This window comes from Flavobacterium algicola, from assembly GCF_022399565.1.
Taxonomy (GTDB): domain Bacteria; phylum Bacteroidota; class Bacteroidia; order Flavobacteriales; family Flavobacteriaceae; genus Flavobacterium; species Flavobacterium algicola.
The window spans coordinates 1,102,226-1,122,972 of the sequence record NZ_JAJTUT010000001.1; the positions used below are offsets into that span (position 1 = coordinate 1,102,226).

The window sequence follows — 20,747 nt, forward strand, 5'->3', positions numbered from 1 at the left end:
TGCTATTATTACTATAATCAAAAAATAATGTTAAAAAATTAAAATATTTCGACAATAAAAGGTTAAAATTCATAAATCCCTAATGAAAATACTTGAATTTAATATCGAAAATTCGTTAAAAAACAAAATTTCATATGCACGCATATAAAATTTTGGCAAAATAAATTAATTTTCGATAAAAATAACCATAAAAAAAAAGAGACTCCCTTTTTGAGGGAATCTCTTAATATTTCTGATAATATAAATGCTGTATTAGATTATTCTACAGTTACCGATTTGGCCAAATTACGCGGCTGATCAACATTACAACCTCTTAAAACTGCAATATGATAGGACAATAGCTGCAAAGGTATAGTCGTAATTAAGGGAGATAGAGCATCTGAAGTTTCCGGAATTTCAATAATGTAATCTGCCAGTTTTCTAACTTCTGTATCACCTTTGGTTACAATTGCAATTATTCTTCCGCTTCGAGATTTAATCTCCTGAATATTACTTACAATTTTATCATAATGACCTTGTATTGGTGCAACTACAATTACAGGCATGTGCTCATCAATTAAAGCGATAGGTCCGTGTTTCATTTCTGCAGCAGGATAACCTTCTGCATGAATATAGGATATTTCTTTTAATTTCAATGCGCCTTCTAATGCCACTGGAAAGTTATACCCTCTACCTAAATACAAGCAGTTGGCAACATCCTTAAAGGTAGCTGCAATTTCTTCTGCTATTGCATTAGATTCTAAAGCCTCTTTCACCTTTTCTGGAATTAATTCTAACTCTAATAAATATCTATGAAAATCTGAATGTGACAAGGTACCTTTAGCTTTAGCTAAGCGCAAAGCAATCATAGTTAATACGGTAATTTGTGTTGTAAATGCTTTTGTAGATGCTACACCAATTTCTGGACCTGCATGAGTATAAGCACCTGCATGAGATTCTCTAGATATTGAAGAACCAACTACATTACAAACCCCAAAAACAAAAGCCCCAGCAGCTTTGGCCAATTTGATTGCCGCCATTGTGTCGGCAGTTTCTCCTGATTGCGATATTGCTATAACAACATCATTACTGTTTATGATTGGATTTCTATATCTAAACTCTGAAGCATATTCTACTTCTACATTAATACGTGCAAACTCTTCAAATATGTATTCAGCAACTAGACCTGCATGCCATGATGTTCCGCATGCAATAATAATTATACGATTAGCATTTAAGAATTTCTCCAAATTATCTTCTATACCTGACATTTGAATTATTCCCTTATCCGCCAGCAATCTACCTCTATAGGTATCTTTAATAACATTGGGTTGCTCGTAAATCTCTTTTAACATAAAATGATCATATCCACCTTTTTCAATTTGCTCCAAATTCATTTGAAGTTCTTGAATATAAGTATCTACGGGTGCATCATTATTAATTTTTCTAATTTTTAACGGCTTGTCTCTTTTTATAATCGCGACCTCACCATCTTCAAGATAAACAGCATTAGAAGTGTATTCAATAAAAGGTGAAGCATCGGAAGCAATAAAGTATTCTCCATTACCAACACCGATAGCCAATGGACTACCTAAGCGAGCCACCACCAATTCGTCTGGTTTCTTTTTATCAAAAACAGCAATTGCATAAGCCCCTACAACTTGATTTAAAGCAATTTGAACTGCTTTACCCAATTTGATGTGCTCATTTTTTTGAACTTCTTCTATTAAATTTACTAATACTTCTGTATCAGTATCAGAATGAAATACATAACCTCTTTTAATCAACTCCTCTTTCAAGGGAGCATAATTCTCTATGATTCCGTTATGAATAATGACTAAATCTCCAGAATTTGATACATGTGGATGAGAGTTCACATCATTAGGAACACCATGTGTTGCCCAACGCGTATGACCCATACCAATGGAACCAACGTTATTACCTAGATCTGCTTTGGACTCTAAGTCTACAACCTTTCCTTTTGTTTTACAAACAGTAACAGCTTTGCCGTCATAAGTCATAATCCCCGCACTATCATAACCTCTGTACTCAAGCCTTTTTAAACCCTTTATAATGATAGGATAAGCATCTCTAAAACCAATATAACCAACAATTCCACACATATACTTAAATTAATTTGGTTTAGTATAATAAATTTCTAATTTCAATCTCTTTTTATCCTCTACTCCTGCTGTACTACCATATAAGATAGTACCCAATGGATTCATAACTGAACTTACTGGTGCCTTCGTAAAATTAGTACTTGCTGTTTTAAGTTTAGCATTAGTAATATTAAGGATGTTCTCTGTAACCACAAGACCCAATTTGACATTGGTAGAGTCTTTACTAATTAAATTCCTAATGTGATTGGTAACTCTAAATTTATAATAATACTCATCATCTGCATCCTTAGTTAAAATTCCACCATAGATGTTTTTACTAGCTTTTGTTGTTCCGGTCGTTCCATCAAAATAATCAATTATATATGTATTATTAGTAAAATCATATAAATAAAGCCTTTGAGGTTGTGCCTTATCGGCGCTTGTCAAAGATGTTTTGTCAACATGAAAAATAATATTGGCCTCATTTACTAACCAATTGTTTGTTTTAATCGTTGCCAAATCTCCTTTGTCAAACAATTTCAATATTGCCATCGATCCTTCACCCCCTTTTACGTAAAGCTTACTATCTCCCAATGAGCTGTCAGCATTATTTATAGCATTGGTATATCCCATTTTTGTATCAGTTTGTTCTAGCAAACTAACTTTGTTACCAATCATATTTAAAACAATACTATTGTCAACTCTCGCAGCATCTTCTCCATTTTTATAATTAACGGTTATTTTTCCAGCAGCAAAATTTAACATAGCCAAATTACTAGCACTAGCACCCGATTTTTCTACCTGAAAATACAACCCTCTAAAATATTCTGTAAAAACATCATTTGATGCTAACTTCCCTGACGCAATAGCATCAACAATGGTAGACTGAAAATAGTCTTTGTTCAAATTTAGTCGCATTTCTGGAGTAGTATAAACCGCTTCTGAAACTGTAGCTACTGCAGCAACAAAAAATCCAGATTTATCAAAGAAAAATTCATCATTCTCTGCTTTATCTGTAGCGTTATTTAATCTTTCACCAACTTTTGCAGAACTAAATAATGAATTTTGATCTGTATAGTATAGTTGAGAATTAACAAAATCACTAACTGGATCTAAACTTCTTAAATAATAATTGGAACGAAAAACGCTTAGTTTTAATTTCCCTGCTTCATCACCATAAATAGAATCCAAAACATAAGTACGCTTACCCTCTGTATCGGTGACAGTTTGTGTAGCATCTATATAATAAGGAATAGACAAAACAACACTCTCAACAACTGGATTTACGCCAGCGGAAGTAACAACAGAGCTAAGCGATAGTTGGGTTACAAAATTAGCTGTAGTTGTACCAAAATCTGGATTATCAAGTATCCCTAAAGGATTTATTTCTTGGTTACTAGATTGTATTGCTGTAATTTTTTGATTGTAAGCCACTATATCTGAAGTGTACTTTTCAAAATCAAAATGGTTATCACCAACTATGTCACTACCGATTGAATTAAAATCTTTATCACAAGAGGATATTAAAACAACACTAAATATTAAAAGAACTTTCTTAAAAAAAGAATTACTATACATACTTTGAAACTAAAATTAATTATAGACTTTCGCTATTGTAAAACTCAGTATAAGCCTCAGCAAATGCATCTTTGGGCACGAAAGGTAAAAAAGGTTTTCCCGAAGATTCTATAAATTGTGTTAAACTTGAAGAAAGGCTTTCTGAAGCAATTATCACACCGTCTGAGTGTTTAATTGCAGATTTTATAACTCCTTCATAGTCGGGAGTAATTAAATCTGAAACTGCTTCTTCAGGCACGCCGTCTAATTTAACTTTGTTGATCATTTCTGCATCAAGCGTACCGTCAAAAGATTGTCCGTATACAGAAGTAATTATTTTCGTGTCAGAAAACAAAGCCTCATTTTTATAATAATGTTTCATGTAAACAGGTAGCATAGCTGCCATCCATCCATGAACGTGTATAATATCTGGAACCCAGTTTAGTTTTTTAACTGTTTCGACAACTCCCTTTGCAAAAAATATTGCACGCTCGTCGTTATCTGGATACATCACTCCATCTTCATCTGCGAAAGTTGCTTTCCTTTTGAAATATTCATCGTTATCTATAAAATAAACTTGAATTCTCTCTTTAGGAATAGAAGCTACCTTTATAATCAGTGGCATATCTAAGTCATTAACTACCAAATTCATCCCCGAAAGTCGAATGACTTCGTGCAATTGATGTCTTCTCTCGTTAATATTTCCATATCTCGGCATAAAAATCCTGATTTGTCCTCCTTGATCATTTACCATCTTCGGGACATCATAAGACATCAAAGAAACTTCATTTTCAGCAAGATAAGGTACCACTTCAGATGATACATATAATATCCTCTTGTCTTTCATATTGTAATTTGCTTTATTTATTGGCAATAAAAACCATGCAAAATTACGAAATTTTACGCAGTTATTAACTAAAATATTATGTTTGCAGTTAATTTTAATAAAACAGCTATGCCTATTTTCTACGGAAAAGCAGCTTTGATGACTTTTTTGAAGTCTTTCAAAACACAAAATAGTACTATAGGATTTGTACCGACTATGGGCGCACTGCACAAAGGACACCTTTCTTTGATGCAACAATCCTTACAAGAAAATCAAATCACTGTGGTAAGTATCTTTGTCAACCCCACACAATTCAACAATTTGGAGGATTTGTCAAAATACCCAAGAACTCTTGATGAAGATACAGAGAAAATAAATGGTTTAAACAAAGATATCGTGATTTACGCTCCTTCTGTAGAAGACATTTATGAAGGAAATGTTGTTTCACAAATTTTTGATTTTGATGGGCTCGAAAATCAAATGGAAGGAAAATTCAGACCCGGTCATTTTGACGGTGTTGGAACAATTGTTAAGCGATTATTTGAAATAGTAACACCCGACAATGCTTATTTTGGAGAGAAAGATTTTCAGCAATTACAAATTGTAAAAAAAATGACTCAGAAAAACAAGCTACCGGTTACCATTAATGGTTGTCCCATTTACCGAGAAAAAAATGGACTCGCTATGAGCTCCAGAAACGAGCGACTCACCAAGGAGGAACGTGACGAAGCAAGTATAATATATAAAACCATTTTACAAGCAAAAGATTTATTTCATAATAAAACGGCAACAGAGGTCGGTGATTGGGTAAAATCAGTTTTTGCAAAAACTAGCGGTTTTGAATTGGAATACTTTACTATTGCAGAAGAAGAAACACTTTTAACTTGTGAAGAAAAATTAGAAGACAAAAATTATCGTGCATTTATCGCTGTTTTTGTTAATAATATTCGATTGATTGATACCATATCACTAAAATAATTTACTTTTGTGCCATGCAAATTCAAGTACTAAAATCAAAAATTCATCGAGTAAAGGTAACTGGCGCTGATTTAAACTATATTGGCAGCATTACTATTGATGAAACGCTACTGGAAGCTTCGAATATTATTGAAGGAGAAAAAGTAGCCATCGTAAACATTAACAACGGAGAGCGTTTTGAAACTTATGCCATCAAAGGGGAAAGAAATTCAGGCGAAATAACTTTAAATGGTCCAGCAGCTCGCAAGGTGCAGAAAGACGATATCATTATTGTTATATCATATGCCACTTTGGAATTTGAAGAAGCAAAAACCTTCAAACCATGGATTATTTTTCCCAATGAAAAAGACAATTCGTTAACGTAAATTACCGTAAAAAATTCAAATTTAAGGAGTCTGCTAGCTTAGTAAGACTCCTTTTTTTTTATAACTGTTATAAATTTTACTAGCTGACTAAATGCAGTAGTACCAATTCACACCCATCCCTATAAAAGTGCAATTAAATTTTAAAAGCTTCTTACCCTTCTTTTCTAATTAACAAAAACTTTAAACGGCATAATTTTACCAAAGGTTAAAATATAGTAAAAGCATTTTCTACTGTATGAAATGGTATATATTTAAACTATTTTTGAACTCTAAATATGGATTTAAATTAAAGCTATGTCTAAAGTAAAAACTACTTTTTTTTGTCAAAATTGCGGAGCACAATATGCCAAATGGCAAGGTCAATGTAACTCCTGCAAAGAGTGGAATACCATAGCCGAAGAAATTATTCAAAAACAAGAAAAAGTAGCTTGGAAAACCGAATCTGCACCCGTAAATAGAGCTTCAAAACCTTTAAGAGTAAACGAAATTGATTCTACTCAGGAAGTACGAATGAACACTACAGATGCCGAATTGAATCGCGTATTAGGTGGTGGCCTCGTACCTGGTTCTTTAACTCTTTTGGGGGGTGAACCTGGAATTGGAAAAAGTACACTCTTGCTTCAAATATCTTTAAAATTACCTTATAAAACTTTATACGTTTCGGGAGAAGAGAGTCAAAAACAAATTAAAATGCGTGCAGAGCGTATTACTGACTCTAGCGATAATTGCTACATATTAACCGAAACGAAAACACAAAACATATTTAAACAAATAGAGGCTATTAATCCTGAAATTGTGATTATTGACTCTATCCAAACGCTTCACACAGATTATATTGAATCAACTGCAGGAAGCATTTCTCAAATTAGAGAAACAACGGCAGAACTCATAAAATTTGCGAAAGAATCAAATATCCCTGTCATTTTAATTGGTCACATTACTAAAGACGGAAATATTGCTGGTCCAAAAATATTGGAACACATGGTCGACACTGTTCTTCAGTTTGAGGGTGATCGTAATCATGTTTATCGCATATTAAGATCTTTGAAAAACAGATTTGGATCAACTGCCGAGATTGGTATCTATGAAATGCTTGGTAGTGGATTACGAGAAGTATCTAATCCGTCTGAAATTTTAATCTCGCATAAAGATGAGGAATTATCTGGTACAGCCATTGCCACTACTTTAGAAGGTATGCGCCCGTTGATGATCGAAATTCAATCTCTTGTAAGTACTGCGGTCTACGGTACACCTCAACGAAGTACCACTGGTTATAATGCCAAAAGGCTAAATATGATTCTTGCCGTTTTGGAGAAAAGGGCTGGTTTTAGACTGGGAGCCAAGGATGTTTTCTTGAATGTTACAGGTGGAATTTCAGTTGATGACCCTGCAATTGACTTGGCAGTAGTTGCTGCCATTTTATCTTCAAACGAGGACATTCCAGTCAATAAAGGTTTCTGTTTCGCTGGTGAGGTTGGTCTATCTGGAGAAATACGTCCCGTAAATCGTGTGGATCAACGTATTCAAGAAGCAGAAAAATTAGGCTTTTCGACCATATTTGTTTCGAAATATAATAAAATAGCATTAAAAAATGCCGGAATAAAAATTGAATTGGTAACCAAAATAGAAGATGTAGCAAGCATTCTTTTTGGTTAATTACAAAAGTAGAATTATGAGAACAGTCAAACAAAAAGCAGTGTTGACATTAAAGATTATCATTGCACTTATAATTCTGGTAATTATGGGGCTATATAGCTTCAGAAACACACTTCTAGAGCAAATTTTAGCAAAAACTACATCAAAGGCAGCAACAGAATATGACTGCAACTTTACCATAAAAGAGGCCCATTTTGAAGGACTTTCTGGCCTCCAATTTACAGATGTAGTTTTGGCTCCCAAAAATGCCGACACTCTATTTAAGATTCAAAATATGAGTACGAGTGTAAACCTAATGCAACTGTTTTTTAGCGATTTACAATTAGAATCTTTGAAAATTCAGAAAGGGTATGTTCAATTGACAAAAAAAGGTGACGTAAAAAACTTTGCTGCTTTTATTAAAAGGAATGATGATGAGGAAGAGAGTGGTAATGATAAAAGAGATTACGCCGCTTTTACATATAGAATAATTTCTAAAGTATTAAATCTCATACCTACAGATATGAAGGTCGAAAACCTGACATTTCGATTAGATGATAATGGTATGAAAGCTTCTATCGATATTAAAAAACTAGCTTTGGTAAATAAAAAAATTGAAACCTTTATCAATGTCCAAACCAAAACGTTTACTCAAAACTGGAAAATAAAAGGATTAGCAGATCCTAGAAACAAGACTACAGATGTGCGCTTTTTTAATTTGGATTCTGGCGCTATTAAATTGCCATATGTCGACGAACGCTACAACCTTATCACTAGTTTTGATTCTATTCGCTTAAAAATACAGAATATATCTAAAGACGGTGATGAATTGCACTTAGACGGGTATGCCTCTATAGTCAATTTAAAAATCAACCATTCTAAAATCGCTAATAAAGATGTGGTCATTAAAGACGCTCGCTTCGATTATCGTTTTCTTTTAGGGGCAAATTTTATTTCGATAGACAGCAGCTCAACAGTTCGATTGAACAAAATAAAATTGAATCCTTATCTCTCATATAATACTGAAGAAGACACGATTTACAAACTAAAAATTGCTATTCCAAAAATGAAAACGCAGGACTTTATAACGTCTTTACCTGACGGTTTATTTACCCATTTTCAGGGTATGGAAGCTACAGGAACATTCGATTATAAACTAAATTTTAAATTCAACAAAAACAAACCCAATCAATTGGTTTTTGACAGTAATGTTAAAAAGCAGAATATGCGCATCACGAAGTATGGTGAAGCTAACCTTAATAAAATAAATAATGAATTTGTTTACCGCGCTATAATTAATAATGTACTACAACGCCCGGTTCTGGTAGGGCTGGCCAATCAAAATTATACGCCTTTGGACCAAATTTCGCCATACTTACAAAAATCAGTTTTAATATCTGAAGACCCATCCTTCTTTACTCATCGAGGATTTATAAATGAGGCATTCAAACAATCAATTGTAAAAAATATTAGAACTAAGAAATTTTCTCGAGGAGCTAGTACTATAAGCATGCAATTAGTCAAAAATGTTTTCTTGACCAGAGAGAAAACATTATCCCGTAAAATGGAAGAAATATTATTAGTTTACTTGCTAGAAAATAATAGAATTTCGACCAAAGAACGTATGTTGGAAGTTTATTTTAATATTATCGAATGGGGTCCTAATGTATATGGTATTGGCGAAGCTAGTCAGTACTACTTTCAAAAAAAGCCAATTGATTTGACTTTGAACGAATGCTTGTATCTAGCCAGAATCATCCCTAGTCCAAATAAATTCATGTATCAGTTCAATACTGATGGAAATCTTAAAGAAACGTCAAAAAAGGCAGAAACATTTTTAATCAATACTTTAATAAAAAGAGGGCTTTTGGCAATTGACGATAGTATTTACAAATCTCAATCTGTACTGATAACGGGCCCTGCAAAATCTTTAATAAGAATTATAAGCAAAGACACATTGGCTATCGATTCATTAAAAACACCCAAATTGACACCACTTTCAACTACAATTAATAAAAAATAATTGAAATGTCATTTGTATAGTCCTAGTAATAAAGCAAATCATTTTCGAAAAAATGTAAACGTTCAAATCTTCTGATAAAGTATTAGTTGGTTTGAACGTTTAACCTATTCACTGCAGATTAAAACAGGTAGAAAAGGAAATAAATATTTAATTACTGAATGATAATTTTGCTATTATAAATCCCTTTATCCGTTTGAACTTTTACAACATACACTCCTTGAGGTCCTGTGAACGGAATTTCAAAACTATCGTTGTTCGTTGAAATGACAGCATTCAGAACCTGCTGTCCTAGAATGTTATAAATTATTACTTTGGTAATCTCAATATCATTATATTTAGCAATAGTAATTGCCTTCTTTTGATTATTATTTGATACCACTATTGAAGATTCTAATTTTGCATCGTTATTATTTGGTGTTCCCAAAACAGCTCCTGAATCAATAATGCTATTTGTTTTAAAACTTAATTCAAATCGATTTGCATAAATTCCAACTGGCAGAGCTACAGCAACACTTACATCTGTAATGTCATGATATAGTCCTAAGTCTTTATCGTGGATATATACTTTTTGTGAAGCTGGTAGAAATTCACTGTGGTCAATCATAAAGTGCACATCCCCTTCAGTTTGCACATTGACACCAATTGGGTATGATTTTTCGACATCAAATGCACCTACACCTTGGATAGAAAATTTTGAATTTTCTATTAAAAAATAAGCATCATCTACTTTAGTGTCAATCTGAACACCGTCGTAACCATTTTCAAAACCATCTGTAGCAGCTTCATTCATAAATCCTATTAATAGTTGTCTGTGCTCCATGTTGGAGCCATTAAAACCTAAGTGTATTTTAACCTCGTTATCATTATATTTTACATCATTACTATTATTGTCAAAGTTGCTCGCTTTTTGTGAAGTTGTTCTAAACATCGTATTTGAAATAGGAACAAATAAATCGTCTACAGCATCTTCCTTCACAAATGCTCGTTGACTGTTATCAAATTTTACCTTCGTCTCACCACTTAAAGAGCTAGACCCAATTACAAAAAAACCTTGCCCTACCGGAATATATTGACATGGTGTCTTAGAACTTGTCCCCTCATTAAAAATACCAATGGGGGCAACAGGAGGTGTAGCGCCTGTTAATGTCAATGTAGCATACCCACCGGTGTAACCTCTTAAAACATGAGTGTCATTTGTTGGAGAATGTTGCCAAAAATACAGTGTTCCATCTATAATATCAGTCGCATTATATCCTCCATTGGCAACTGAAATATTACTCTTTATAAATTCATGTCCATCCAATGCAGAAGGATAGGGATTGCCTACTAAAAACAAACTATTTGGTAATACAGAACTACCAGTAATCGGCCCGTTAAAAGGTTTTCCAGTAAAAGTGTAGTTTTGAGTTAGCGTATTAGAAGCATCCACCTCACCAGAACCTTTTACTATAAAACCTTGTGATGGTTTTGTTCCTATATCTTCTTTAAAGCGAAGCCAACTTGAATAACCTCCAGTATTCTGAAATTTAAACAACCAATAGCGAGACAGTGTCAGAGGAGAATTACTACCATCGTAACTATCTGTCCAAGAAATATTTTGTAGGGTTGAAGTCGTTCCGTCTTTAAAAGCATCTTTGACTATAAAATCTGCATTATTGCTACCGCCAATAGGTCCCACTGGTGATGACCAATAATTATAATTGTATCTATTTACCGTTCCCTGCTGATCTCTCTTTATAAAACCAATGCTAGAATTATCTAATTCACTATCTAGGGTTTGCACTAATTGTGAGCGCTCTTTTAAATCAATCAAACCATTTAATTTTAAATAATGTGATACTTCAATTTTTGAATTATTACTAGCTGTTAATGTTTTATAGGTTACATTATCTGTTCCTTCTACAATTAACGCTAATACTGTTTTATTACCGTTAGAAATTACATTGTGTTTGATTTGAACGATATTTCCATTCATTGTTGTTTGATTATTTACAATCGAAATATTATTTGGTAAGACCTGTAAAGATCCATTTTTCCAAATTGATTCATCGCTCCATAATCCGTCAGCAATAGTTTCATATGGTAAAGGTGCAGTTTGCCCAGCGGTTAATTGTTTATTTTTTCGCAGATAATTAATTCTTAAAAAGTTTCTGTCATCGGTCAACCCTTCCACAGTTGTTCCGTAAAACGAATTGAAATCGTAATATGCTTTAAGTGAATTCCACTGAATTGTTCCCAATTCATTTTTAACAATTGCTTCTGGTAATACAGCACCCATCGACATATTAGATGCCCCTTTTTTAACTTCTTGATTCATCAAAAAATTCACTTGATCAACAGTCAACGCTGCATCCCAAATAGATACCTCATCTATCTCTCCAAGAAATGGAGTTCGTACATCATTTTTACTTACATACATTGCTCCTATAGAAAATCGAGAATAGTTGGGTGTAGGATTGGTTAAATTGAAAGTCGAAACATCCAGCACTCCATCTATATAAAGGTTAGCGCTTCCTGAATAATAAACGGCTGTAATATGATGCCATTTATAATCAGGTATTGCAGTATTAGACACAAATTTCAAAACACCGTCCCAATATCCTTCTACTTTATTAGCCGAATTTAGACGTAGTTCCAAATTAACTCCTTTACCCATTATTGTTCTATTTCCAGAACCATTATTTCGAATCCAACATGCGATTGAAAAAGAACCACTATTTAAATTTAGATCATATTCTCCTACCAAGAAACTCCCTGACTCAATAGATACTAAGCTTTTTGATACTAGTTTTTCTGTTTTTCCGAAGCTGAAATACTTAGTGCCGTCAAAATCATACCAAGTTTGTAAATTACCTTTTCCGTCAAGTTTTAACGGAATAACATCAATAATATCGGTATTACCGAAATTTGAATTATCTGCCACTATCAAAACATATTCCTCTACGCTAGATTTTGACATAGCCGCAAAAGCTGCCAGTGGAACACTTACAAACACATTACTTACATCTCCACCTGTTTCTACAATTTTCCATTTTTTTCCTATTCTTGTAATAGCAGTACTCAAACCTGTTCTTAGTGTAGCGGTATTGGTCGATCCTGCTGTAAAAAGTCCATTATTAGATCCCCAAATTAAGAAGTTTTTATCTGCAGAGAAATCATTTATATTAGCAGAATTTGTAGCTTCTACAGAACCGAGTCCAATTGTTACAGTATTTATACCATTGCTGCTTTTGGATTGTTTTTGATCTAAATCTGATGCTTTATCTTTACCAATTCCCGTAATATTATAATTGAACCCTATGTTGGCAGTTACATCCCAAATAACACCTCCAGAAGAATTTACATAGTTTTTACTAGTACCGTTGTCTCCCATAGTAATACCATATTTTAGCGCCAAATAAGTTTCGATTTTTGGTCGATCGCCATTTGTAATTCTTGTAGCATAAGATAATACTTCGGCAACACGCCCATTCAAATCCCCTTTTGTATCGCCGCTATTAATATTTTTGCCAATATTATAAGGGGTTCCTTTCCATAGGTTAGGAGAAAAAGTTAAGTCAAGAAACCCTAAGTTTTTAAAGATCCCTTTTGTACTTGATGTTGTTCCTATGTCTTTTGCATTGTAAAATAATTCCATTTCTGGAAATGGGGATGAAGTTGTATTTCTGGCGTTTATAAAACCAACATTGTTAAAATCTCCTGTTTTATCAGCTATGGTATGATAAGGAGCAATTACTGTTGAATTTGGTGACCATTGATTAAACCAAATTTTCTCTCCTGATATTCGATTACTAAAATTACCCAAACCGATTCCCGACAATTCGTCAGAAATTAAAGAAAATAAAGGCGCTAATGCAGATGTTCCAGAGATAATAGTCATACCATCATTTATAGCTACATCTGGTTTTACAACTACAAATGTTTCCTGAGTATAATACCCATTATCAGCATTACCTAAAAATTGACTAATGGTAGTTCCGTTATTCTCAAATTTCACTACAGGATTGTAATTTAAATTATCTGTCAAATTATCGATAAATGTGGGTTGGTTATTTGATACAGATTGAGAAGCGTTTTTACCTAGAGAGCCCAAATCTTGCCATAATGCAACTTTCGATCCATTGGCTACATTGATTCCTCTATCTGCTTTCAACCAAAGTCGAAAATCTGCGCTTCCACCCCCGGGTCCTGCTACCGCAGGATTATAACCTTCACCTGAAACAACAAATGTGTAAGAAGGTATAATTAGATCACTGCTGTTAATTGATATTCTGGCAGATTTTGTACCTGTAGATGTAGGGCTAAATTTCACTTCTAATAATGTATAATACCTCGAATTAAGCACACTAATACCTAGGGGAACGATCGTAAAATCTGGAGAGGAGACACCTGTTTCTGGGTCATATGTTAGACTATTTATTGCACTAATATTCAAGGGACAGTTTCCTGAATTTGCAACAGCAAAAAAACGAGATACAGAAGATGATATATCAACTGTTCCAAATAAAGTACCTGTTGATGAATTAGGAATTAATTGACCGTTTGGCAATGCTTGAAACGGCTGTCCACCATATACTGAAATTAATGAAGATGCAGAAGAAGTTACGGTATAACTAAAGTTACCAACATTAGTTACCAAGGTTACTATTGAAGAAGTAGATGAACAACTCGTAGAATTTTTTGAAATTGTGAATCTTCCCGTTTCACCTCTAAAGATAAAATTATCTGAAATGTACGGACTAGAAGACACTACAAAGTTCGAATTATTTACGCTTATACTATGAACGTACAGGTAGGAATTACCATACACTGCAGCATTACTGACTGAAAATTCAATCTCACCAGATAAACCAAATGAGACAGACCCTCCGTTATTGATATTTACAGCTGGCCAACCATAAGTCACTTTTGCAATCGGTTGTGAATATAAAATGGATGAAAGCAAAAATAATAATGGCGCTAGAATTTTTACAGTAATGTTTTTCATAACGATGTCTTTTAAAACTTTGAATACATATCAAAGTTAAGAAACAAGACACTATTAGCTATAATTACAACCGACTAAAGTTACTTTAAATCGATTAAATACATTAAATATATAAATTGGTAAATAAAAAGCTACTTTATAAAATGAAAATAATTAACAGTTAAAACGACTAAGTAACGTAATATATCGACAAAATACATAAAATTTAAAACATAGTAATACAAAACCTACTATAAAAATATTAATATTAACATTGTATTATAGAGCTTTGCTTCTAAAGGTTAATTTTGAAATATTTTATGCACACCAGCAATACCGATTATCCATAATATAAATTGAAATTGGAACGCTACAATCACAAAGCTTTAGTTGAAGGAAAGCAAAAGTGCTCAAAACTTTAATAAGTTTTGAGCACTTTATAAGCTGTTTTAAGCAAAATTATGGAGCAGGATTAGGATAAATAGCCTGTACCTCATCAATTTCTTTCAAAATTTCATCTGAAAGTTTAATGGTAAAGGCTTCAATATTTTCTTTTAGTTGTGGTATGGAGGTCGCGCCTATGATCGTACTTGTAACATACGATTGTTGATTTATAAAAGCCAAAGACATTTGTGTTAATGATAATCCATTTTTGATCGCTATTTCATTATACATTCTAGTTGCAGCCACACTTTGCTCGCTACTATATCGGTTGTATTGCGGAAACAAATTTAATCGAGCTTTAGGATGTTTTTCAATTCCATTCAAAAATTTACCTGTCAAGACACCAAACCCTAATGGAGAATATGGTAATAGCCCAATATTCTCACGATGACAAATCTCTGCAGAACCAACTTCAAATTGCCTATTAAGTAATGAATATGGATTTTGAACAGTGGCAACCCTCGGTAAATTATGATATTTACTCTCTTCTAGAAAACGCATCAAACCCCATGGATTCTCATTAGAGAGTCCGATAGTTTTAATTTTACCAGACTTCACAAATCCGTCCAAGGTCATCAATACTTCATGTATATTATCTTCCCAAGCATCATCCTGAACTTTGTAACCATGTTGCCCAAAAACATTTGTTTTGCGTTCTGGCCAATGTAATTGATACAAGTCTATATAATCTGTTTGCAAGCGTTTTAAGCTATTATCTAATGCGTGATGCAAACTTGCTGGAGAGAAATCTAATTTCTCACGCATGTAGCCAAAATTTGCATTTGGTCCAGCAATTTTACTTGCCAATACAACTTTTTCTCTTTTTCCTGATTTTTTAAACCAAGAACCTATAATTTTCTCTGTACTACCATATGTCTCTTTGTGCGCTGGTACAGAATACATTTCTGCTGTGTCAAAAAAATTAACACCATTATCTAAAGCAAAATCCATTTGACCATGTCCTTCTGCTTCTGTATTTTGTTGACCAAAGGTCATTGTTCCAAGACATACTTCACTAACTTTAATATCAGTATGAGGTAATTTATTATATTTCATTTTTTTATCTCCGTTTATAACAGCAAAAGTATCTAAAAACAAAAAAGGTTCAAAGAATATCTTTGAACCTTTATATAAATTTTAATAACTGTATTACTTAATTTCATTCAGCATCTTAGAAATTTCATCTAATCTAGGTGTTAAAATGATTTCAATTCTACGATTTTTCGATTTTCCTTCAGCAGTTGCATTAGTTGCTAGCGGTGAGAACTCTCCTCTACCTGCAGCCGTTAGGTTTTGCTTGTTAATCATCTTATTCTCGGATAAAATGGCAACTATAGCGGTAGCTCTTTTTGTAGACAAATCCCAGTTATTAGCGATAGGACCAGATGCAGAATAAGGATCATCATCTGTGTGACCTTCAATCAAAACCGCAATTTCAGGATTATCACCCAGAACTTTACCAACTTCAACAACTGCTTTACGACCTTCTGATCCTACAGACCAACTACCTGAACCAAAAAGCAATTTGTTCTCCATAGATACGTATACTTTTCCGTTCTTTTGCTCAACCGTCAAACCTTTACCTTCAAAACCATTTAAGGCATTTGATAAAGTTTCTTTCAACTTACGCATGCTTTCTTCCTTAGCTGCAATAAGTGACTCTAATTCTTCCAAACGCTGAGCGCTTTTGTTTAAACGTTCTTGCTCAATAGCCAGTGCTTTTGATTTAGAATCTAACTGAGAAAGCAAATCACGATTTTTACTCATATTAGCTTGCAGTGCTTCACTACTATTTTTCTCCAATGCTTTGTAAGAAGCATCTAGTGTATTCATTTTATCATTTAGAGCAGCATATTCTGCATTTAGCTTTTCACGTTCTGCTTTAACTTTGGCCAAATCAGCATTCAAAGCATCTTGATCCAATTGCAATTGGTTTTTGCCTTTTAACAAATTGGCATTTTCGTCAGACAAACTTCTATTCTCTTTCTTTAAATCAATATATTTACTTTCAAGTTCGGTGTAAATTTTTTTCGAAACACAAGAACTATTCATTGCAATAAGCAACAATCCAATGGAAACTTTTTTAATCATCAATTTCTATTTTAAAATTTATTATTCTATTTCTACTACAATTGGGCAGTGATCTGAATGCTTTGCTTCTGGCAGAATCAATGCTCTCTTTATTTTATCTTTCAAAGGTTCACTTACTAAACAATAATCAATACGCCAACCTTTATTATTTAATCGAGCCGACGGAAAACGCATTGTCCACCAAGTATAATTATCTGGTTCTTTATTAAGATATCTAAAACTGTCTATAAAACCATTTTTCAGAAACAAATCCAACCAAGCTCTTTCTTCTGGTAAAAAACCTGATGTTTTTTTATTTCGAACTGGATCATGAATATCAATCGCTTCATGGCAAATATTATAATCGCCACAAATTACCAGATTAGGAATTTCTACTTTTAGCCTCGTAATATATTCTTGAAAATCATCCATATAGGTAAACTTATGACTCAGTCTCTCAATGTTTGTTCCCGATGGAAGATACAAACTCATAACTGAAAGTTCGTCAAAATCTACTCTGATATTTCTGCCTTCAAAATCCATATGCTCAATTCCTGTGCCATAAACTACATTGTTTGGTTTTATTTTTGACAATATAGCTACACCACTATATCCTTTTTTTGTTGCAGAAAACCAGTAATGATAAGGATAACCTGCCGCTTCAAAAGCTTCTAATGGCACTTGCTCTGAAGTTGCTTTAATTTCTTGTAAACAAATAACATCTGGATTTGCTTGTTGTAACCATTCAATGAACCCCTTAGAAATAGCTGCCCTAATACCATTCACGTTATAGGATATAATCTTCATAAATATTCTGTTTTTATATTATTTCAAAAGTACTAAAAAATAAAAAGGATCAGGTACTAAACCCGAAATTAGAATTTCACAATAGTTGAATCATCGAGTTTTTTTCTATCTTTGTTTTTCGCTTGAAAATATCATACAAACATGGGTTTAGTTACTGCCAAAGAAGTTGCAAAAGCTATCAATATTGAAAAATACGGAATTTTAGGAACTTTTATAGGTTGGCTATTAATGAAAATTTTGAGAATTTCAACCTTAAACAAAGTTTACAACAGAAATAAGCATCTTAAGGATATAGCATTTTTAAATGGTATTGTAAATGATCTACAAATTAAGTTTGAAATTCCAGTAGAAGATTTAAAACGTCTACCAAAAGATGGTGCCTACATCACAATATCAAACCATCCTCTAGGAGGAATTGATGGTATGTTACTATTAAAATTAATGTTAGAAAAGGAGCCTAATTTTAAAATTATTGCCAACTTTTTATTGCATAGAATAGAACCCCTCAAAAAATATATAATGCCAGTTAATCCTTTTGAAAATCATAAGGATGCCAAATCTAGCGTAGTGGGTATTAAAGAAACGTTGCGTCATTTAAGTGATGGAAAACCATTGGGAATGTTTCCTGCGGGTGAAGTTTCGACTTATAAAGATGGCGAACTCATTGTCGATAAACCTTGGGAAGAAGGCGCTATTAAAGTAATAAGAAAAGCGCAAGTTCCTGTTGTACCTATTTACTTTCATGCTAAAAACAGTGGGTTATTTTATTTTCTATCAAAAATAAGCGGGACACTTCGTACAGCCAAATTGCCCTCAGAAGTTTTTAGTCAAAAAAATCGTATTATTAAGGTTCGAATAGGAAAACCTATTTCTGTAAGCGAACAAAATGAGCACAAGACGCTTGATTCTTATTCAGAATTTTTGAGAAGGAAGACCTATATGCTTGCAAATCCATTTGAAAAGGAAACCAAGTTTATCAATACTCAAAACTTTAAACTTCCAAAAAGTCCAAAAGAAATAGTTACTGCTGCCAGCTCAGAAAATATTTTGAAAGAAGTCAGCGCTCTTCGCAATACTAATTGTCGTTTATTACAAAGTAAAAACTACGAAGTCTTTTTTGCAGACGCTAAATCAATTCCAAATATTCTTTATGAGATAGGACGATTGAGAGAAATCACTTTTAGAGAAGTAGGAGAAGGAACAAACGAATCTATCGATCTGGATAAATTTGATCAATATTACCACCATTTGTTTCTGTGGGATGAAGATGCTAAAAAAATTGCAGGTGCTTATCGAATGGGTTTAGGTTCGGAAATATTTAAAAAATATGGAATTGAAGGTTTCTATCTAAATGAACTCTTCCGTTTTGAGCCCGAATTACATGATATGATGAGCAAAAGTATCGAGATGGGTCGCGCTTTTATTATTAAAGAATACCAGCAAAAACCTATGCCTTTATTTTTACTATGGAAAGGTATTATTCATACTACCCTACGTTTTCCTGAACATAAATACTTAATGGGCGGTGTAAGCATAAGCAATCAATTTTCAGATTTCTCTAAGTCTCTGATGATTCAGTTTATGAAATCCAATTATTACGATCCGTATATTGCTCAATATATCAATCCGAAAAAGGCGTACAAGGTAAAACTAAAAGATGCTGATAAAGATTTCATTTTTAATGAGACTGAAGCAGATTTAAACAAATTTGACAAAATCATTGATGAACTTGAACCAGGTATTTTAAGACTGCCTGTATTGATAAAAAAGTACATCAAGCAAAATGCGAGAGTTGTCGCATTTAATGTAGATCCACTTTTTAATAACGCTGTTGATGGGCTTATGTACATTAGAGTAGAAGACATTCCTGAGAGCACTATGAAACCCGTCATGGAAGAGTTTCAAGCAGAACTAGAAAGAAAACTCAATGAAAAGGGAGAACATGATATTGAACTATAAAAATAAAAATGCCTCGATATATCGAGGCATTTTTATATATTTTACATTTTGCAATGCTAAATTTATACTAGTTTAAAGATTGTATTTCGATTTAATCTTATCTACAATAACTTGAGCAAGACGCTTGTGACTTTCAAATGTCCAGCCAGCTACATGGGGAGATAAAATAACATTGGAGGCGTCTAATAAGTATTGAAAAGCCGCTGGAGTTTCATTTTCTTGAAAAAGTGTTTCAAAAGATAGTTTTTCATATTCTAAAACATCCAATCCCGCTCCTAAAACCTTTTTTGACTTCATGGCAGCAACCAAATCGGCTGTCACTATATTTTTACCTCTCGACGTATTTAGGATCCAAATAGGATGGCTAAATCCATCTAAGAATTTTTTATTCACCAATCCATTTGTTTCTGGCGTCCAAGGAAGGTGTAAACTCAACACCTCTACCTTTTGCTGAAATTCTTCTAGAGAAACTTGCTGGCAATTTTCATCACCTACGTTATCAAGAATATCATAACAAAGAACCTCAACATCAAAACCTCTTAGTTTTTTTGCAAACGATTTACCCATATTCCCGTAACCAACTATCCCGACAGTTTTTCCATGTAGTTCATGACCACGATTGCTTTCGCGGTTCCATTGTCCAGAACGAATTTCTCTATCGGCATGATTAAGGTTGTTGAATAATGACAAAATCATTCCGAGTGTATGTTCTGCCACTGCATTACGATTACCTTCGGGCGCAGCAATAAGCGTAATATTTTTTGTTACTGCGTAGTCACAGTCAATACTCTCAAGACCTGCTCCTACCCTAGCAATAAATTGCAAATTGGTGGCTTTGTCCAAAAAAGTTTTATCAATATTAAAACGACTGCGAATCACAATACCATGATAGTCCTGAATCTTAGATTCAATCACTTCCTTGGTCGACGAGAAATCTTCGTGATTTATAAATCCAGCAGCTTGCAATTGCTCCATCATAATCGGATTATTACTATCGATATGGAGGATTTTAATTTGTTCTAACATGAGTCTTTTT

General features: G+C 33.4%; 13 protein-coding genes. 5 read left to right on the top strand and 8 right to left on the bottom strand.

Annotated elements, in window-relative coordinates; all coding sequences use genetic code 11:
- Positions 1-257: 257 nt before the first annotated feature.
- Genes glmS through LXH21_RS04745 form a run of 3 tightly spaced genes read right to left on the bottom strand, consistent with a single transcriptional unit; the run spans position 258 to position 4,485 of the window.
- Positions 258-2,102, bottom strand: coding sequence for a glutamine--fructose-6-phosphate transaminase (isomerizing) (gene glmS / locus LXH21_RS04735; protein ID WP_239863078.1), 1,845 nt, complete (start codon positions 2,100-2,102; stop codon positions 258-260).
- A gap of 9 nt (positions 2,103-2,111) precedes the next feature.
- Positions 2,112-3,659: a DUF4270 domain-containing protein gene (locus LXH21_RS04740; RefSeq protein ID WP_239863079.1), complete on the bottom strand. Its 1,548-nt coding sequence runs from the start codon at positions 3,657-3,659 to the stop codon at positions 2,112-2,114.
- 19 nt (positions 3,660-3,678) lie between these two features.
- Positions 3,679-4,485: a glycogen/starch synthase gene (locus LXH21_RS04745; protein ID WP_239863080.1), complete on the bottom strand. Its 807-nt coding sequence runs from the start codon at positions 4,483-4,485 to the stop codon at positions 3,679-3,681.
- 78 nt (positions 4,486-4,563) lie between these two features.
- Between LXH21_RS04745 and panC the strand changes: the two genes are divergently transcribed.
- The 4 genes from panC (at position 4,564) to LXH21_RS04765 (ending at position 9,465) form a co-directional block, all read left to right on the top strand.
- Positions 4,564-5,442, top strand: a complete 879-nt coding sequence (gene panC, locus LXH21_RS04750) for a pantoate--beta-alanine ligase (protein WP_239863081.1) — start codon at positions 4,564-4,566, stop codon at positions 5,440-5,442.
- 14 nt (positions 5,443-5,456) lie between these two features.
- Entirely contained in the window at positions 5,457-5,807 is a 351-nt protein-coding gene (gene panD, locus LXH21_RS04755; protein ID WP_239863083.1) for an aspartate 1-decarboxylase, read from the top strand.
- A 294-nt stretch (positions 5,808-6,101) separates the two neighbouring features.
- Positions 6,102-7,463 carry a DNA repair protein RadA gene (radA, locus tag LXH21_RS04760; protein WP_239863085.1) on the top strand — a complete coding sequence of 454 codons (1,362 nt, stop codon included), beginning with the start codon at positions 6,102-6,104 and terminating at the stop codon, positions 7,461-7,463.
- A gap of 16 nt (positions 7,464-7,479) precedes the next feature.
- Positions 7,480-9,465: a transglycosylase domain-containing protein gene (locus LXH21_RS04765; RefSeq protein WP_239863087.1), complete on the top strand. Its 1,986-nt coding sequence runs from the start codon at positions 7,480-7,482 to the stop codon at positions 9,463-9,465.
- Between the two features lie 151 nt (positions 9,466-9,616).
- Here the strand turns inward: LXH21_RS04765 and LXH21_RS04770 are convergent, their stop codons facing one another.
- The 4 genes from LXH21_RS04770 to LXH21_RS04785 form a co-directional block, all read right to left on the bottom strand.
- Positions 9,617-14,452 (bottom strand): LamG-like jellyroll fold domain-containing protein, encoded by a 4,836-nt coding sequence (locus tag LXH21_RS04770; protein ID WP_239863091.1) that lies wholly within the window; start codon positions 14,450-14,452, stop codon positions 9,617-9,619.
- Positions 14,453-14,890: 438 nt separating this feature from the next.
- A complete protein-coding gene (locus LXH21_RS04775; RefSeq protein WP_239863093.1) occupies positions 14,891-15,931 on the bottom strand; it encodes an NADP(H)-dependent aldo-keto reductase in 1,041 nt (346 codons plus the stop codon).
- A 93-nt stretch (positions 15,932-16,024) separates the two neighbouring features.
- Positions 16,025-16,966, bottom strand: coding sequence for an OmpA/MotB family protein (locus LXH21_RS04780; RefSeq protein ID WP_239863095.1), 942 nt, complete (start codon positions 16,964-16,966; stop codon positions 16,025-16,027).
- Between the two features lie 21 nt (positions 16,967-16,987).
- Positions 16,988-17,752 carry an exodeoxyribonuclease III gene (locus tag LXH21_RS04785; protein ID WP_239863097.1) on the bottom strand — a complete coding sequence of 255 codons (765 nt, stop codon included), beginning with the start codon at positions 17,750-17,752 and terminating at the stop codon, positions 16,988-16,990.
- A gap of 141 nt (positions 17,753-17,893) precedes the next feature.
- On the opposite strand from LXH21_RS04785, the gene LXH21_RS04790 reads away from it, so the two are divergent.
- Positions 17,894-19,711 carry a GNAT family N-acyltransferase gene (locus LXH21_RS04790; RefSeq protein ID WP_239863098.1) on the top strand — a complete coding sequence of 606 codons (1,818 nt, stop codon included), beginning with the start codon at positions 17,894-17,896 and terminating at the stop codon, positions 19,709-19,711.
- A 72-nt stretch (positions 19,712-19,783) separates the two neighbouring features.
- Here the strand turns inward: LXH21_RS04790 and LXH21_RS04795 are convergent, their stop codons facing one another.
- On the bottom strand, positions 19,784-20,737 hold the full coding sequence (locus tag LXH21_RS04795) for a 2-hydroxyacid dehydrogenase (protein ID WP_239863099.1): 954 nt from the start codon (positions 20,735-20,737) through the stop codon (positions 19,784-19,786).
- Positions 20,738-20,747: the final 10 nt, after the last annotated feature.

Excerpts from the sequence above, each read along its gene's own strand:
- glmS (WP_239863078.1), bottom strand. The coding sequence starts at position 2,102 with ATGTGTGGAATTGTTGGTTATATTGGTTTTAGAGATGCTTATCCTATC.
- LXH21_RS04740 (WP_239863079.1), bottom strand. The coding sequence starts at position 3,659 with ATGTATAGTAATTCTTTTTTTAAGAAAGTTCTTTTAATATTTAGTGTT.
- LXH21_RS04745 (WP_239863080.1), bottom strand. The coding sequence starts at position 4,485 with ATGAAAGACAAGAGGATATTATATGTATCATCTGAAGTGGTACCTTAT.
- panC (WP_239863081.1), top strand. The coding sequence starts at position 4,564 with ATGTTTGCAGTTAATTTTAATAAAACAGCTATGCCTATTTTCTACGGA.
- panD (WP_239863083.1), top strand. The coding sequence starts at position 5,457 with ATGCAAATTCAAGTACTAAAATCAAAAATTCATCGAGTAAAGGTAACT.
- radA (WP_239863085.1), top strand. The coding sequence starts at position 6,102 with ATGTCTAAAGTAAAAACTACTTTTTTTTGTCAAAATTGCGGAGCACAA.
- LXH21_RS04765 (WP_239863087.1), top strand. The coding sequence starts at position 7,480 with ATGAGAACAGTCAAACAAAAAGCAGTGTTGACATTAAAGATTATCATT.
- LXH21_RS04770 (WP_239863091.1), bottom strand. The coding sequence starts at position 14,452 with ATGAAAAACATTACTGTAAAAATTCTAGCGCCATTATTATTTTTGCTT.
- LXH21_RS04775 (WP_239863093.1), bottom strand. The coding sequence starts at position 15,931 with ATGAAATATAATAAATTACCTCATACTGATATTAAAGTTAGTGAAGTA.
- LXH21_RS04780 (WP_239863095.1), bottom strand. The coding sequence starts at position 16,966 with ATGATTAAAAAAGTTTCCATTGGATTGTTGCTTATTGCAATGAATAGT.
- LXH21_RS04785 (WP_239863097.1), bottom strand. The coding sequence starts at position 17,752 with ATGAAGATTATATCCTATAACGTGAATGGTATTAGGGCAGCTATTTCT.
- LXH21_RS04790 (WP_239863098.1), top strand. The coding sequence starts at position 17,894 with ATGGGTTTAGTTACTGCCAAAGAAGTTGCAAAAGCTATCAATATTGAA.
- LXH21_RS04795 (WP_239863099.1), bottom strand. The coding sequence starts at position 20,737 with ATGTTAGAACAAATTAAAATCCTCCATATCGATAGTAATAATCCGATT.